Origin of the sequence: Methylophilus sp. Leaf416 (assembly GCF_001424665.1) — a bacterium.
Classification (GTDB): domain Bacteria; phylum Pseudomonadota; class Gammaproteobacteria; order Burkholderiales; family Methylophilaceae; genus Methylophilus.
Window position 1 is genome coordinate 31356 of sequence record NZ_LMQS01000002.1, and the last position, 16482, is coordinate 47837.

Genomic DNA, 16482 nt, shown 5'->3' on the forward strand with positions numbered 1-16482 from the left:
GACCGGCATTAACCAATACTTTGCCCGATACGGCGCCACTGGTCAAAGTTAAACCAGATAAAAAACGCCCGACCAACCAGATATTTCTCTGAAACAAAGCCCCAGACACGGCTATCAGAACTATTGTCGCGGTTATCACCCATGGCATAGTACTGGCCTTCAGGCACTGTGATCGCTTCGCCTTGCATTAAGCGGTCACCCAAGCTGCCAGGGCTATACTGATTCATAATGTCATGGATCAGTACATCATGTTTGACATCGCCTAACTGCTCCGTCAGGCGTGAAGCAGTCACATCCACCGCGCGTGAGCTGCCACTTTCATCGTTCACATTCAATGCATATTTGTAGGGCTCAATGAAATCAAGGTTAATGACTTTGTCATTGATAGTCAGCTGTTTGTCACGGTATTGAATTTTATCGCCCGGCAAACCCACCACACGTTTAATGTAATCAATCGATGGGTCTGGCGGGTAATGAAACACGAATACGTCGCCACGCTTAGGTTTATCCACCGGATAAAACACATTGTTCAGGATAGGCACACGTAAGCCATAAGTGAATTTGTTGACCAGTATATAGTCACCAGCCAGCAATGTCGGCATCATGGAACCGGAAGGAATTTTGAACGGTTCAACGATAAATGAGCGCACCGTGAACACCAGCAGAATGACCGGAAAAAAGCTTTTGCTGTATTCCACATACCATGGATCAGGCACATCACCCAAGGCACTTGCCTGGCGTTTTTTGCGCAGGACCAGGATATCCAGCAACCAGATAGCGCCGGATACCAGCAAAATCACCAACATAAAAATTGCAAAATACATGCTCGTTCCCTGTAGAAAGCGGGGTTTCCCGTTTATTTATCTTCAACGCGCAGAATCGCCAGGAAGGCTTCTTGTGGAATTTCCACATTGCCAACCTGCTTCATGCGTTTTTTACCTTCTTTTTGTTTATCCAGCAATTTGCGCTTACGCGTAATATCGCCACCGTAGCACTTGGCAATCACGTTTTTACGCATGGCCTTCACGGTTTCACGGGCAATGATATTAGCCCCAATTGATGCCTGGATGGCAATATCAAACATTTGGCGAGGAATCAGTTCGCGCATTTTGGAGACCAGTTCACGGCCACGATAAAGACTGTTTGCGCGATGCACAATCAGGCTTAATGCGTCGACGCGCTCTCCGTTGACCATGATATCCAGCTTCACCAGATCGGCGGCACGGAACTCCAGGAACTCATAGTCCATCGATGCATAACCGCGTGAAACAGATTTCAATTTATCAAAGAAATCCAGCACCACTTCGTTCAGCGGCATTTCGTAACTCAGCATCACCTGGCGGCCCATATACTGCATATTGCGCTGGATGCCGCGTTTGTTATTACACAAGGTCATCACCGGCCCAACATAATCTTGCGGCATCAACAGATTGACCACAATCATAGGCTCGCGAATCTCTTCCACCCGGGAAGGCTCAGGCAGGCGGGACGGATTTTCAATCTGCACCACTTCACCGGTTTTGAGCAACAGCTCGTAAATCACGGTAGGTGCAGTAGTGATCAGGTCCATATCGTACTCGCGCTCCAGGCGCTCTTGTACGATCTCCATATGCAGCAAGCCTAAGAAGCCACAACGGAAGCCAAAGCCCAGTGCAGTCGAGTTTTCCGGCTCAAACTGCAGACTTGAGTCATTCAAGCTCAGCTTTTCCAGTGCGGTGCGCAGACCTTCAAACTGGTTGGACTCAACAGGATATAGACCGGCAAACACTTGCGGCTTAACTTCTTTAAAACCAGGCAGAGGCTCAGAAGCCTTTCTACCGGCTAAAGTGACCGTATCGCCGACTTTAGCGGCTGCAAGCTCTTTAATACCTGCAATAATAAACCCTACTTCACCTGCGCTTAATTGCGGGCGTTGCAGCGACTTTGGCGTAAAAACACCGACTTGCTCACACAAGTATTCAGCGCCGGTTGCCATCAGGCGGATTTTGTCTTTGGCGCGCAATACGCCATCAACCACGCGCACCAGCATCACTACGCCTACATAGTTATCAAACCATGCATCAATCACTAACGCTTTTAAAGGACCATCGACATCACCTTTTGGCGGCGGGACTTTGGCAACCACTTCTTCGAGCACATCGCGTACGCCTTCGCCGGTTTTGGCGGAGCAACGCACAGCATCGGTGGCATCTACGCCAATCACATCTTCAATCTCTTGGGAAACGCGTGCCGGGTCGGCAGAAGGCAAATCTATTTTATTCAGGACAGGGGTAACTTCAACCCCCAGTTCAATCGCGGTGTAACAGTTAGCTACACTTTGCGCCTCAACACCTTGTGAGGCATCTACGACCAGCAAAGCGCCTTCACAGGCAGAGAGCGAACGGCTGACTTCATAGCTGAAATCCACATGCCCTGGCGTATCAATCAGGTTAAGGAAATACGTTTCACCGTTGTTGGCTTTGTATTGCAGGGCGGCGGTTTGCGCTTTAATCGTAATACCGCGCTCACGCTCGATATCCATACTATCCAGCACCTGCGCTTCCATTTCGCGCGCCTCCAGCCCACCGCACATTTGAATGATGCGATCAGCCAGTGTCGATTTGCCATGGTCGATGTGGGCAATAATCGAGAAATTACGAATATTCTTCATGTTCTGCTATAGGTTGATTACAAGCAAGAAAGGCGCTTTACGCGCCTTTCCAAATTTGCTGGCATTTTACAGCAAACGCCTATTTATCAGGGATTTATTTTAAAACACTGAATGTTTGCTGCGCTTTAAAACCCATATTTATTTGCTTACCTTGATAGGAACATACAAAGTATTTTCGCCTCTCAGCACCAGCACTGCCACCGTTTTTCCGGAAGGCACAGCGTTGATCTGCTTATTGAACAAATCTACACTTTGGCTTTCATTGTTGTTCAGGCCAAGAATCACATCACCACGGCGGATACCTGCTTGCGCCGCTGCGCCCACGCTTTCAATCACCAGCAAGCCATTTTTTCCATTCAGCTTTTTCTTTTGCTGTGGTGTTAATTCACGCAAGGTAAGGCCGATTTTATTGGATTCTGATTTAGAAGGCTCTTTGCTCGAAGCAGGGGCTTCGGATTGCTCGTTTGGCATTTCACCAACGCCTAACTGCAGTGTCTTGCTGGTGCCTTTACGCACAATTTCCACTGGCACGACTTTACCAGGTTTGATAGAAGCGACAACACGCGGCAGATCACCGGAAGTCACAATTGGTTTACCGTCAAACTTAAGGATAATATCGCCAACTTCCAGACCACCTTTGTCTGCGGGGCTATTTTTTTCCACGCCGGCAATCAGTGCGCCACTGGTTTGTTTCAGGCCAAAGGAATCCGCCAAATCTTTAGTTACTTCCTGAATACCAATGCCTAACCAGCCACGTGAAATACGGCCAGTCGCCTTCAACTGATTGGAAATATCAATAGCCACATCAATCGGGATGCTGAATGACAGCCCCATAGAGCCACCACTTTTGCTATAAATCTGGGAGTTCACACCGACCACTTCACCCCGCAGGTTAAATAGCGGACCGCCTGAATTACCAGGATTAATCGCAACATCGGTCTGGATAAATGGAACATAATTTTCTTGTGGCAGGGCACGGCCTTTGGCACTGACGATACCGGCTGTCATGGTGTTTTCAAGGCCGAAAGGAGAGCCAATCGCTGCTACCCATTCGCCGACTTTCAATGCACTTGGGTCACCCACCACTACTTTGGGTAAGCCAGTTGCTTCGATTTTAATCAGGGCAACATCAGTACGTTTGTCAGCACCAATGATTTTCGCCTTGAATTCACGCTTGTCCGATAACTTGACCAAAACTTCATCAGCCTCACTCACCACGTGCGCATTGGTCAAAATATACCCGTCACTGCTGATGATAAACCCTGAACCCAATGACTGCGTTTTGTAGTCCTGCCCGCCTTCCTGGCCCGGCATACCAGGCATACCCGGAATACCGAACCGGCGCAGCAATTCTTGCAGATTTTCATCATTAGGCATGCCAGGGAAACCCATGCCACCGCCACCGTGAACTACAGAAGTAATACTGATATTAACCACTGTGGGTCCTTGTTTTTCTGCTAGCTCAGTAAAGTCAGGCAAATCCTTGGCCTGCGCCGGCATGACAAACATACTCACTGACATGGTGCATGTCAGAAACACTGCAGAAATCCATTGCTTCATCATGATTTTTCCTATTATTTAATCAATTAATTCAATATTTTCAAAGACTTATTCATAGCAGCCAAATAAGAAAACCTGGTCACTGTTAAAACACTATCTACATATGGTGATTACACGCACAAAAACAAAGAGGTTTCATTTGACAATCACTCCACATCAATACGCCAGACGCTACCAGCTCATCCAATATTGATTGATTAGAGGAATTTGTCATGAATGAGGAAATATCAGGGATGAAAATAATTCTGGGAGTGCATGCAGCAAAGAGAACAGGTAGAAATCATCGAGTGTGATTACTTCTTAAAAGTCACCTGCTGCGCGATTTGCTCAACGGTTTGCGCCGGCACTTCACCTACAACCACCAATTGATAGCCGTTTAAGACATGGGCGTATACATTGGTCGAACCCATGGTTTTTTTGCCAATGCGAGGTTGCATGCCTTTGATCACAGGCTCAACAAACAGCGACACTGAAGCAAGGCCATCAGAAAAAATTAATTGTTGGACTGGCACCGTACGACCCGGGACCCGCAAGCGGATCTGGTCTACTTTTTTATACCCGGCAGGCAGGTTTGCGATTACCAGATTATTTTCCACATGGGTCAAATCGGTGGTGTCATCCATCACATAAGGTTTGGAAGCGTCGATCTTGGGTTGGAACCAATCCAGGTCTTTGGTTTGCAACATGGATACCTGATTGAAACCGATTTGTTCCAGGGTATGACCTTGCACATCCAGCATGCTCATCTTCAACAGCAAGCCATATTCGCTATCAGACCAGACGCGGTATTGATAACGCAAGTTGTCATTGGGAATCATATCGATTACTTGAGCCAGACGCCCGGCAATCCGCTCCTGGCCAACGAATTTCAACTTGTAGTTTTGCTTGAGAGGTTGAAGCTGGGTCGGCAACATGGCCGGGAAGAGGTTCTGACCACGACGCTTTTCGATCACTACCTTGTCATTTTTTGCATTAAAAATAACAATATCGTCACCTTCACTAAACACTTCGCGTGGACGGCCATCAAGGACGACATTGCGGGTAAATTCCCGGCCGGCTTCATTGATATGGGTAATTTGAACGGAGCGAATAATCGCTCCGTTATGATAGATAAATAATCCCTGGTAGTTAAGCTCTCTGGCTGCAGAAGCTGTTTTCTGCATAGTGACCCATAAATCTTCATCTGCGACTGCCTGTTGGCAGAGCACTAACGCAAATAACGCACGAATTACAAACTGCACAGACATACCAATCACAGTTAAAGCTATTCGCCAGCGTAAGTTACATTATGAATATAGTACGTCGCACTATTAGGTGAGTAATTGTGATGCGCCATGACATATTGATCAGTTTCACTGTCAGCAATTTGCACCGAATCAACAGTTGAAGGCTGGTTGAGCACAAACATACCGACAAAAAAAGCAGCTGCTACAGACGCTGCAATAGACCAAACGTATTTATTGGGTCGTGACTTTATTGGAACCACTGACTGTGCAGCAGCTCTTGGCGCCAATACCACAGGCTCATCACTCAGTTCTGCCATGATGCGGCTGGTCATATCGGGTTGCACCCAATACTCTTCACGCATCACATCGCGAATCACATGATACTCCTGCCAGGCTTGCGCTACTTCGCCAGTAGATTTGGCCGCGAGAAATATATGTTCACAGCGTTCAATATCGGCTTCGCCGTCGATTAAAGCGGATAATTGCTGCTTCATAATAACCCCAAGTCAATCAATGTTTTTATGTTAGCATTTAACAAATTGTTTGTCATAACACCCATTATTTAAAAGTTTACATCAAATGGCTGCACTAATAGTGTTACCGGATTACCAACGTTTGTGGTTTGGTGTGTCCAGCAATGGTCTTAATTTTGCAGCAATAGTCTCACGTGCACGGAAAATACGTGAGCGGACAGTGCCAATCGGACATTGCATTACTGTCGCAATATCTTCATAGCTTAAGCCTTCGAGCTCGCGCAACGTGATAGCTGTGCGCAACTCTTCTGGCAACGCGGCAATCGCATCATTCACGGTTTGCGCGATTTCTTTAGTCATGAGAGAGGTTTCAGGCGTCTCCATTGTACGCATGTCCTGACCCTCATCGAAATTTTCTACGTCTTCAATTTCAACGTCCTGCATCACCTGTGGCTTGCGTCCCATGGACACCAGGTAATTTTTGGCAGTGTTGATGCCAATACGGTATAACCACGTATAAAAGGCACTATCACCGCGAAAACTATGCAATGCGCGATACGCTTTAATAAAGGATTCCTGCACCACATCCTCTACTTCAGCCTGGTCGCGGATCATACGCGACAATAGTCTTCCGAGCTTACGATTGTACTTTTCGACCAACAGGCCAAATGCACGTTTATCGCCCTGCTGGGCACGTTCAACCAACAGTTGGTCGAACTCTCTATTCTCAAGCTGTTTGGCGTTTGCCGCCTGAACAGTCATATCGCGATGACTCCCTTGGGTAATTTTATGATTGGGAGTAGTATACGCTTTTGTATTGCTTTCGACGAACCCGGTGCGCGTTAACGCCTCTAATTTTGTTGTGTGTAACATCGTCTCATCCCTTATTTTTGCCTGCGATTGCAACATGCAATACAGACAAATTTCTGACACGGCTTTTTCTACAAAAGTTCCTCTGCCTTTACAACAATATGAATAAAGTATTTGATGTCCTCATAATTGGCAGCGGCTTGGCTGGTCAATCTCTGGCCCTGCGGCTGGCTGATAATTACCGTATTTGCATATTGAGTAAACGCGAGCTTTCTATGAGCGCCAGCAACTGGGCGCAAGGTGGCATTGCAGCGGTACACAATAGTGAAGATTCAATCGAAGCGCATATTCAGGATACTTTAGATGCCGGTGCCGGACTGTGTGATAGCGAAGTCACCCGTATGGTGGTCAACAATGGCCGTGCCAGTATTGAATGGTTATTGCAGCAAGGGGTTAACTTTACCCGCGAGCCTGAAGACGACCGCCTGCACCTGACGCGCGAAGGCGGCCATAGTTACCGCCGGGTCGTGCATGTGGCAGATGCCACCGGCCAGGCGGTACAAACCACCTTAACCGACCGCGTACGTGAACACCCGAACATCACCGTTCTCGAACACCATATTGCAGTCGACTTGATCACCACGCACAAGCTGTTCCAGCAAACTGCCACTGATGGCCCTAATCGTTGCCTGGGTGCGTATATACTCAATAGCCAGACCGGGCATGTCACTACGCTTTCGGCGCAATATACAGTGACTGCAACGGGTGGCGCAGGCAAGGTTTATCTTTACACAACCAACCCCGATATCAGTACCGGTGACGGTATTGCCATGGCATGGCGGGCTGGTTGCCGCGTCGCAAATATGGAGTTTGTGCAGTTTCATCCGACCTGCTTGTACCACCCGCACGCCAAATCTTTTCTGATCTCGGAGGTATTGCGCGGAGAGGGCGGATTGCTGACCTTGCCAGATGGCACACGCTTTATGCATTTGCATGATGAGCGGGCAGAACTGGCGCCACGCGATGTGGTCGCGCGTGCGATTGACTTTGAGATGAAAAAACGCGGGCTGGACTGTGTTTATCTGGATATCAGCCATAAGCCGCTGGAGTTTATCCAGTCGCACTTCCCCAACATTTACAAACGCTGTTTACAGCTCGGGATAGATATCAGCAAGCAGCCGATCCCGGTCGTGCCCGCTGCGCATTACACCTGTGGTGGCGTCATGACTGATATGCATGGGCGCACCGATATTGATTGCCTGTATGCAATTGGCGAAACCGCCTGCACTGGCTTGCATGGCGCGAACCGCCTGGCAAGCAACTCGCTGCTTGAGTGCCTGGCATTCAGCGAAAGTTGCGCGCAAGACATTCAAGCCTCTGGTCAGCAGCCTACCATTTCGCTACCGGACTGGGATGAAAGCCGCGTCACTGATGCCGATGAAGAAGTACTGATTACGCACACCTGGGATGAATTGCGTCGATTCATGTGGAATTACGTCGGCATTGTGCGCACCACCAAAAGGTTAAGCCGGGCTTTACATCGCATTCACATGTTGCGCGACGAAGTACACGAGTTTTACAGTAACTTTAAAGTAAGCCACGACCTGATTGAACTGCGTAATTTGTTACAGGTAGCAGAACTCATCGTCCGCTGCGCAATTGAGCGCCAGGAGAGCCGTGGACTGCATTACAGCAAAGATTATCCGGAGCTGCTGCCCGAGGCGATCCCCACGGTATTAACGCCAGAAAACTACACCAGCCTGCTGGATTAATATGCCAAATATCTGGCTGTTATTACTGCCTTTTGTGCTTAGCATTCACGCGCAAGCTGAACCCGTTTTGAAAAAAGTCATTGATGGCGATACCGTTATCATTCTGGACCAGGGTAGAACTTACCACCTGCGGCTGCTGGATATTGATGCGCCTGAATCCCAGCAAAGCTTCGGCAAACAATCGAAACGTACCCTGATGGCACTTTGCAATAGCAAGATTACAGTGCGGGCCATCGGCACAGATCCTTACGGACGCACCCTAGGCCATTTATACTGTAATCGCACAGACGCCAGTCAATATCAAGTTGCACAGGGGATGGCCTGGTTTAACAGCCGCTACTCATCTCGGGCAGAATTAGCATCATTGCAACAACAAGCGCAGCAACAAGAATTGGGTTTATGGCAACAAACCAACCCGACTCCCCCATGGCTCTGGCGCAAGCATTTTGGTCAACATTATCAACAGCGAGAGTGACACCATCCCGGCAATATCCTTTAGAATAATGTTTTATTACCGGATAACTTAGGACATTTCACATGCAAGTAGCAATGAACACCGTAGTCAGTATGACTTACAAACTACAGAACACTGATGGCGAGACACTGGAAGAAAGCCAGCAACCGGTGGCCTATCTGCACGGCGGTTACGACAATATTTTCCCTAAAGTTGAAGAAGCCATGCACGGTAAAAATGTAGGCGATGTGATTGAAGTGAGCCTGGATCCTGAAGATGGCTTCGGTGAATACGATGACGGCCTGGTACAAATCGAACAAGCCAGCGCTTTCCCGGCTGAAGAGTTAAAAGTCGGTATGCAGTTTGAAGGTGAAGACGAAACAGGCGATGTGATTTTGTATACCATTACCGATATTGCCGATGGCAAAGTCGTCGTTGACGGCAACCATCCCTGGGCGGGTCAGCGCCTGCTGTTTACCGCGACGATTAAAGATGTGCGTTCGGCAAACAAAGAAGAAATCGAGCATCAGCACGTACACGGTGCCGGTGGTCATCATCACTAAGCTTTAAAATTTCAACCCGACTGGCGCAATTGCCCTTGCGCCAGCACTAATACTTCGTTGGCAATCTCTGTCACTTCCTCCCGCACATGGCTGACATACACAGTCGGCAATCCAAAAGTAGTGATTACTTTTCTGATGTAAGGCAGTACCTGCTGTTTCAATGCATCATCCAGGCCACTTAACGGTTCATCCATAAGCAGTACAGCAGGCTGGCTTAGCAAAGCGCGGCCAATCGCAACGCGCTGTTTTTCACCGCCGGATAACTGGCCAGGTTTGCGTTTGGTGAGCGTGCCGATATCCAGCACATGTATGACTTCTTCCATTGAAATGGAAATTTTTCGTTTCGGCATGCCATACACTAGATTCTGCTGCACATCCAGATGTGGAAATAAACGCCCATCCTGAAATACGATACCTACCTGCCGCTGCCATGGGGGACGTTTGATCGCTTTTTTTGAATCAAACCATACCTGCTGATCACTTTGAATGATGCCGGAGGCAGGCATTAACAAGCCAGCGATGTTATGCAACAAAGTAGTTTTTCCGCAGCCGGAGGCGCCCATAATGCCGAGGCAGTCGCCAGGCTTCAAATCAAACCTGGCTTCAACGGTAAACACAGGCTGTGTCGCCGCGACAGCATAAGGCTGGTTGATCTGAATATCTACATGCAGCATCAGCGTTGGCTCCTGATCAGCCGTCTTTCCAGCCATTGACTGGCGAGCAACGCGAAAATAGATACCAATACACTCAAAATTACCAACCTGAGCGCAGCGGCATCTCCCTCGGGAGTTTGCGTCAAACTGTAAATCGCCAATGGTAAGGTGCGGGTTTCGCCTTCCAGATTGCCGGCAAACGTAATAGTCGCGCCAAACTCACCCAGACTGCGGCTAAATGCCAATATGCTGCCCGTGAGCAGTCCATGGTAAGACAATGGCAAAGTGATAGTCAGGAATACCCTGATTGGAGATGCACCCAGTGTTTGGGCGGCCTGCTCCAGTAGCGGATTTACCTGGAGCAATGCCTGCCGGATTGAGCGCACCATCAAGGGAAACGCCATCACCGCCGAGGCAATCACGGCTCCCCACCAATGAAAAGTGAATTGAATATGAAACTGTTCATATAGCCAGGCACCGATCCAGCCTCTGCGTCCAAGCAATACCAGCAACATATAGCCCAATACAACAGGTGGCAATACCATAGGTAAATGCACCAGCGCATCCAGCAGCGACTGTCCCCAGAAGCGTTTTTTAGCTAATAGCCACGCCATTGCCATTGCCGGTAAAAGCAAAATAACCACGCACCAGGCCGCCACTTTCAGCGAAAGCAGCACGATGGAAAGTTCGGCAGGCGACAGTGTCCACATGGTAATTAGAACAATGGCTTACTCAGCAACGAGTGGCTTGAAGCCATAAGAAGCAAGTAATTTTTTAGCCTCGACTGATTGTAGATACTTATAAAACGAGGTGGTTGCGGCGGATGCCTGCGGCAATAATGCCATCGGATACACAATAGGCACATGGCTGTTTTCAGGGAATTCACCAGCCAATTTTACCTTGTTTGAAGATTGTGCATCGCTGGCATATACGATACCCACATCGCACTCATCACGCTCGACCAGGTTCAATGTGGCACGTACATCTTGTGTACTGACCAACCTGCTTTTTACTTTTTCCCACCAACCCAGACTGGTCAATGACTGCTTGGCATAAATCCCGACCGGGACTGACAGTGTATCGCCGGTGCACCAGTAGCCAGGCGCCTGCTGGTTCACATCTACAGATGCCTCGGCTTTTATGTTCAATGGCTTGGCTAGTGGCGTGATCAGCACCAGGCGATTACTCAGCCAAGGTTTGATAGTCGCATTTTGTAGCAATTGCTTGTCTTTCAGGTATTGCATCCATTTTTCATCGGCAGAAATAAACATATCACCAGGTGCACCCTGTTCCAGTTGCTTGGCAAGAGTACCCGATCCACCATAGACTGGCACGACTTGCACGCCAGCTTGCTGGCTGTAATGCTTGACCAATACATTCATCACATCGGTCAAGCTGGCTGCGGCAAATACTTTAATTTTCCCCTCTTCTGCGTGCGCCAATGCATGGACCAGGCAAAGACCTACCAAAGCGCTCACATAAGACAAGTGCAGCCAACCGCATTTTTTCATATTTCTATCCCGTTTAATCATTAACAAAATGCTCTTGCGCAACAATCGTCAACATTCAATAATGCTACCATCGTTATATCCACACATGCATTACGCCACTCAAAAAAATTTACGCTTTTTTCAGGTGCCGTGTAATCAGGTCAAGTTCATCTGCGGCTGCCTCTGCCGATTTTTTTAGAATCTGTTGATATGCACCAATAAGCGATTTGCCGAATTCAGTTACTTGCGCACCACCACCATGCGTGCCTCCCGTAGAGCTCAGCACTACAACCTGGTCAAAGCAGCGATTCATGACATCCACCAGTTCCCAGGCCCTGCGGTATGACATCTGCATTTGCTTGGCCGCGGCGGAGATGGAGCCATGTTGTTCTATCATCTGTAACAATTCTATTTTGCCGGGACCGAGCGCTGTATTACCTTCATGACTAATACGGATTTTAAGTAATGAGTCCCGCATCACAAGTTATTCCAGCGGAATTTCTGCTTGTGCAAACGCTTCAAAGGGCGGCAATTCTGCCAGCGAACGCAAATCCAGGTCATCCAGAAAATGTTTGGTAGTTGCATATAATGATGGCCTGCCGGGCACTTCACGTTGGCCGACCACGTCGATCCAGTCGCGTTCCTGCAACTGGCGAATCACATTCGGGTTTACCGCCACACCGCGGATCTGCTCAATATCGCCACGCGTTACGGGCTGGCGATAGGCAATAATAGCCAGGGTTTCCATCACTGCGCGTGAATATTTTGGTTGTCGTTCAGGGTTCAGGCGCGAGATATACTCGCTGTATTCCGGCTTGGCCTGAAAGCGGTAGCCGCTGGCAACTTGCACTAAATCCAGTGTTTTATCCAGCCAGTCTGCTTTTAGTTCGTCCAGCAGCATGCGCAGCGTGGCGCGTTCCATGCGCCCGGAAAACAATTTAAGCAAATCATCTAGCGCCAACGGCTGCGGCGATGTCAGCAACGCCGCTTCCAGAATCTGCTTCATCTCCTGGATATTATCCGGATCACGCACTATATTCCTCCTCAATCATGCGCATTCGCCTGCACATAAATGGTCCCGAATGCTTCTTGTTGCGTGATACGGATCAGGCCTTCTTTTGCCAGTTCCAGCATCGCCAGGAAACTCACTACCAATTTAGGCACGCCATCCGTTTCAAGGTCAAACAACTCATCAAACCGTAACACCGTTGCGGTGCTTAAACGGCGCAATAACAAACTCATATGCTCACGCACCGAAAGCTCTGCCCTGCCAAGTTTGTGGTGCTGGTTTAGCTTGGCGCGTTTGAGTACATTGCGCCAGGCCTCCACCAGGTCATCCAGGCTGACCTCGGGAGGTTTTACCTGGCTGATATGCTGGTAATACGCGGCGGCGACATCAATCTCTTCACCCACTTTGGGCAATGCATCCAGCCGTTGTGCAGCCAGCTTGATGGCTTCGTACTCCATCAGGCGCCTGACCAGCTCCGCGCGTGGATCATCCTCTTCTTCCACTTCAGTTGGTTTAGGCAACAGCATGCGTGACTTGATTTCAATCAGCATGGCTGCCATCAGCAAATAATCTGCGGCCAACTCGAGTTTAATGGCTTTCATTTTTTCGACGTACGCCATGTATTGGGCGGTCAGCTGCGCCATCTGGATATCCAGAATATCCAGGTTATGCTTGCGGATCAGGTAAAGCAATAAATCCAGTGGACCTTCAAACGTGTCCAGGTAAACTTCCAGCGCATCCGGCGGGATATACAAATCCTGCGGCAGCTCGGAGAGCGTTTCACCTTTGATTTTTACCTGGCTGTTTTCCAAGATGTCCATGTGGAGATTGTAACGATTTAAGTACGCAGATTAAAGACTATTCAACATAGGGGTTAGCAAAGCCCAGCTTCTGCATGGCGGCCATTTCCATCGATTCCATCAGCGCTGCTTGCGCATCCACTTCATGGTCATAGCCATGCAAATGCAAAACGCCATGCACAGTCATATGCGCATAATGCGCCAGCAACGTTTTGCCCTGCTCGATAGCCTCTCTTGCAACCACTGGCGCACAAATAACGATATCGCCCATCAAGTGCGGATGTTCGGTGAGCGGAAACGTCAGCACGTTGGTCGCATAATCCTTGCCGCGATAAGTCGCATTTAATATGCGCCCTTCTTCTGCATCCACAATCCGGATAGTCACGCTGGTATCTACACGTAAAGCCGCACGCACCCAGCGCCTGAATTCTGCTTCGGTAGGCAGGTTGTTTTCTTGTGAGGCGAGTTGCAAGGAAAAATCAAGTTGCGGCATAGGGTCAAGTTTTCCGAAAAATATCCGTCATTATAAGAAGAAAACCCTTATAGGAACCGTGTGATGTCGAATCGCCCGAAACTGGTGGTTGCCAATCGCAAAATGCACGGCAGCTTGCCCGATAATCAACAATTTATGCAGAGCCTGCTGCTGCACACCCAGCAGCATCATGCCCGCTATGCGGTTTGCCCGCCGCACCCTTATCTGTATCAGGCACAACATATCCTGCAAAACAGCCATATTGCCTGGGGTGGACAAAATATGAGCCGTTTTGAGAAAGGTGCTTATACAGGCTCGGTTTCTCCGGTAATGCTGAAAGAGTTTGGTTGCACCTATGTGATTATCGGCCACTCAGAACGCAGGCAGCGGGGGCATGACAGTGATGAAAGCTGTGGTGAACGGTTTGAAGCGGCGCTCAAAGCCGGGCTGACACCCATATTGTGCATAGGTGAAACGCTGGAGGAGTATGAACAAGGTGAAACCGACCTGGTGGTCGTGCGTCAATTAAATCCGGTGATTGCGCATGTAGGGATTCAGGCATTATCCAAAGGCGTGATTGCCTATGAACCGGTATGGGCGATCGGTTCTGGCAAAGCCGCTACACCACAACACGTGCAAGCTATCCTGTCATTTATCCGTGGGCATATTGGATTGCTGGATGAACAGGTAGCAGAAAAAATGGATCTGCTTTATGGCGGCAGTGTAAATCCGAGTAACGCAGCACAATTACTGAGTATGCCGGATGTAGATGGTGGCTTGATTGGCGGTGCCTCCCTAGTGGCAGACGATTTCATTCGCATTTGCCAGATTGCTAACGAGTTAACCGACTTGAGAACTGCAGCTTGAATGCTAAACTGGTGTTGCAGGCAATAAAAAAGCCGACTTGCGTCGGCTTCTCTATCATCAGGTAATTCAGATTACTGTCTGAATTACTTAGCTTCTTCAGCAGGAGCAGCTTCAGCAGGAGCAGCTTCAGCTGGTGCAGCCTCAGCAGGAGCAGCTTCAACTGGAGTTTCAGCAGCTGGTGTTTCAGCAGCTGGAGCTTCAGCAGCAGGAGCCTCAACAGCAGGAGCCTCTTCAGCTGGTTTTTCACCACAAGCGGTCAAAGCCAAAGCCAACAATGCAGCCAACAATGCAGAACGTGTCATCTTTATTTCCTTAGTATGTATGAGCAAAATTTTGTGTACGGCACAATTCTGATATGCAAGAACTCGCCGAGTAGAAAAATTGTATCAGTAATTTATTAAAAAAAGAATGTAAGTACAATCAAAAACAGAGGATTTTTTTGCATAAGAACAACAACTCTGCATTTTTTGACAAAAATATGTCGCAATTGGTTCAAATTAGCGCTGCGAGGATCATATTTCGCCCAAATGCAGATAGCCCAGCAGGTACATATCACGCAGCCAGGCAAGCAACATCTTGGCATTCTCTGAATGAAAAAGCCGTGCGCCCAATTGTCGTTGATTAGCCAGTGAATTGAGTAAATGCCCACATTCATCAGCCAACTCAACAACTTCACCATTGATAAAATACTGGCCTTGCCAATGCAACATCTGTGTTTGCAGGTCCAGTGTAACACCTGACTCGCGTACTTGGTCAGTAAACTTGGCCAGGCTCAGTTTGCGGTTTGGCGTAAAAACCACATAGGCTTTCGGCTCAGTGAAATAGCGGGCCAGAAATGGCCCCAACGCTTCCGGCTGCCAGGTCAGCCGTTGCAGCATGCCACTTACCCGCTTCACCATTGCCTGGTCAATTGCCGCAGCATCTAAAACTGGTTGCAATTCGGGATCCCGGTACAGCTCATCAGACAATCCTTCCTGCCGGCAGGCATCCAGGAATTCCACTGCCAGTTCTCTTGCTGCCGGTGCACGAAACCCAATCGAATAGGTCATGCAATCATCATCTTCAGCCACGCCCCAATGGGCTATATTTGGCGGCAGATACAGCATATCGCCAGGTTCCAGCACCCATTCCTGCTCGCTGACAAAATGTGAAAGGATACGTAAGGGCGCATCCGGAATCAGGCGCAAATCATTCTGCTGACTGATAGACCAGCGTCGCTTACCCGCACCTTGCAGGAGAAAAACATCATAACTGTCGATGTGCGGACCCACGCCTCCACCAGTCGGTGCATAGCTGACCATGACATCATCCAGCCTGGCTGTTGGTATAAAATTAAAACGTGCCAGTAAAGCTTGCGCTTCGGGCAGGATGTGATTCATGCCCTGAACCAATAATGTCCAGTGCTGTGAGGGCAGCGCCGCGAAATCATCTTCTTCAAACGGGCCTTGCGCCACCTGCCAACCTGCTCCTGCATCCGCATGTTCTGGATCAAACTGAATCAGCCTTGATGGTACTTCTGTTTCACAAGCCAAACCAGCCAGTTCATCCGGCGTAAGTAAGCCTTTAAAACCGGGGATTGCGCCACGGATCAGTAACGGCTTTTTTTGCCAGTATTCCGTCATAAATTGCGTCGGGGTCAAGCCGTTAAGTAGGGTCAGTGCTTCTTGCATGGCAGTATCTAAT

General features: G+C 48.8%; 19 protein-coding genes. 4 read left to right on the top strand and 15 right to left on the bottom strand.

The features are described from left to right. Positions 1 to 8 precede the first annotated feature (8 nt). The 6 genes from lepB to rpoE form a co-directional block, all read right to left on the bottom strand. Complete coding sequence (lepB, locus tag ASG34_RS04985; protein WP_055827507.1) at positions 9 to 824, bottom strand: signal peptidase I; 816 nt, start codon at positions 822 to 824, stop codon at positions 9 to 11. 32 nt (positions 825 to 856) lie between these two features. After that, positions 857 to 2650: a translation elongation factor 4 gene (lepA, locus tag ASG34_RS04990; protein ID WP_055827510.1), complete on the bottom strand. Its 1794-nt coding sequence runs from the start codon at positions 2648 to 2650 to the stop codon at positions 857 to 859. 138 nt (positions 2651 to 2788) lie between these two features. Further along, a complete protein-coding gene (locus tag ASG34_RS04995) occupies positions 2789 to 4213 on the bottom strand; it encodes a DegQ family serine endoprotease (protein ID WP_055827513.1) in 1425 nt (474 codons plus the stop codon). 290 nt (positions 4214 to 4503) lie between these two features. Beyond that, complete coding sequence (locus ASG34_RS05000) at positions 4504 to 5457, bottom strand: MucB/RseB C-terminal domain-containing protein (protein ID WP_055827515.1); 954 nt, start codon at positions 5455 to 5457, stop codon at positions 4504 to 4506. Between the two features lie 17 nt (positions 5458 to 5474). Continuing rightward, positions 5475 to 5930 carry a sigma-E factor negative regulatory protein gene (locus ASG34_RS05005; RefSeq protein WP_055827517.1) on the bottom strand — a complete coding sequence of 152 codons (456 nt, stop codon included), beginning with the start codon at positions 5928 to 5930 and terminating at the stop codon, positions 5475 to 5477. A gap of 111 nt (positions 5931 to 6041) precedes the next feature. Beyond that, a complete protein-coding gene (gene rpoE, locus ASG34_RS05010) occupies positions 6042 to 6671 on the bottom strand; it encodes an RNA polymerase sigma factor RpoE (protein WP_055827520.1) in 630 nt (209 codons plus the stop codon). A 209-nt stretch (positions 6672 to 6880) separates the two neighbouring features. Here rpoE and nadB point away from each other — a divergent pair, with 209 nt between their 5' ends. The 3 genes from nadB to ASG34_RS05025 all read left to right on the top strand — a co-directional run bounded on the left by nadB (position 6881) and on the right by ASG34_RS05025 (position 9508). Further along, on the top strand, positions 6881 to 8491 hold the full coding sequence (gene nadB / locus ASG34_RS05015) for an L-aspartate oxidase (protein WP_055827523.1): 1611 nt from the start codon (positions 6881 to 6883) through the stop codon (positions 8489 to 8491). 1 nt (position 8492) lies between these two features. Beyond that, positions 8493 to 8966: a thermonuclease family protein gene (locus ASG34_RS05020; RefSeq protein ID WP_055827526.1), complete on the top strand. Its 474-nt coding sequence runs from the start codon at positions 8493 to 8495 to the stop codon at positions 8964 to 8966. A gap of 62 nt (positions 8967 to 9028) precedes the next feature. Next, positions 9029 to 9508 (top strand): FKBP-type peptidyl-prolyl cis-trans isomerase, encoded by a 480-nt coding sequence (locus ASG34_RS05025; protein ID WP_055827529.1) that lies wholly within the window; start codon positions 9029 to 9031, stop codon positions 9506 to 9508. An 11-nt stretch (positions 9509 to 9519) separates the two neighbouring features. On the opposite strand, the gene ASG34_RS05030 is transcribed toward ASG34_RS05025, so the two are convergent. The 7 genes from ASG34_RS05030 to ybeY form a co-directional block, all read right to left on the bottom strand. After that, positions 9520 to 10182: an ATP-binding cassette domain-containing protein gene (locus ASG34_RS05030; RefSeq protein ID WP_055827531.1), complete on the bottom strand. Its 663-nt coding sequence runs from the start codon at positions 10180 to 10182 to the stop codon at positions 9520 to 9522. Beyond that, on the bottom strand, positions 10182 to 10871 hold the full coding sequence (gene modB / locus ASG34_RS05035; protein WP_055827534.1) for a molybdate ABC transporter permease subunit: 690 nt from the start codon (positions 10869 to 10871) through the stop codon (positions 10182 to 10184). The genes ASG34_RS05030 and modB overlap by 1 nt, the downstream gene beginning before the upstream one ends. A gap of 18 nt (positions 10872 to 10889) precedes the next feature. Then, positions 10890 to 11672 carry a molybdate ABC transporter substrate-binding protein gene (gene modA / locus ASG34_RS05040; RefSeq protein WP_055827536.1) on the bottom strand — a complete coding sequence of 261 codons (783 nt, stop codon included), beginning with the start codon at positions 11670 to 11672 and terminating at the stop codon, positions 10890 to 10892. Between the two features lie 109 nt (positions 11673 to 11781). Continuing rightward, positions 11782 to 12129 (bottom strand): winged helix-turn-helix domain-containing protein, encoded by a 348-nt coding sequence (locus ASG34_RS05045; protein WP_055827539.1) that lies wholly within the window; start codon positions 12127 to 12129, stop codon positions 11782 to 11784. A 6-nt stretch (positions 12130 to 12135) separates the two neighbouring features. Beyond that, positions 12136 to 12684, bottom strand: a complete 549-nt coding sequence (gene scpB / locus ASG34_RS05050) for an SMC-Scp complex subunit ScpB (protein WP_055827542.1) — start codon at positions 12682 to 12684, stop codon at positions 12136 to 12138. 11 nt (positions 12685 to 12695) lie between these two features. After that, complete coding sequence (locus ASG34_RS05055; protein WP_055827545.1) at positions 12696 to 13481, bottom strand: segregation and condensation protein A; 786 nt, start codon at positions 13479 to 13481, stop codon at positions 12696 to 12698. A gap of 37 nt (positions 13482 to 13518) precedes the next feature. Beyond that, on the bottom strand, positions 13519 to 13953 hold the full coding sequence (gene ybeY, locus ASG34_RS05060) for an rRNA maturation RNase YbeY (RefSeq protein WP_055827548.1): 435 nt from the start codon (positions 13951 to 13953) through the stop codon (positions 13519 to 13521). A gap of 63 nt (positions 13954 to 14016) precedes the next feature. On the opposite strand from ybeY, the gene tpiA reads away from it, so the two are divergent. Continuing rightward, a complete protein-coding gene (gene tpiA, locus ASG34_RS05065) occupies positions 14017 to 14799 on the top strand; it encodes a triose-phosphate isomerase (RefSeq protein ID WP_055827551.1) in 783 nt (260 codons plus the stop codon). A gap of 83 nt (positions 14800 to 14882) precedes the next feature. Here tpiA and ASG34_RS05070 read toward each other — a convergent pair whose 3' ends face one another. Both ASG34_RS05070 and ASG34_RS05075 read right to left on the bottom strand, forming a co-directional pair. Further along, complete coding sequence (locus ASG34_RS05070; RefSeq protein WP_055827555.1) at positions 14883 to 15101, bottom strand: hypothetical protein; 219 nt, start codon at positions 15099 to 15101, stop codon at positions 14883 to 14885. Positions 15102 to 15311: 210 nt separating this feature from the next. Further along, a complete protein-coding gene (locus ASG34_RS05075; RefSeq protein ID WP_055827557.1) occupies positions 15312 to 16469 on the bottom strand; it encodes a cupin domain-containing protein in 1158 nt (385 codons plus the stop codon). Between the last annotated feature and the right edge of the window lie 13 nt (positions 16470 to 16482).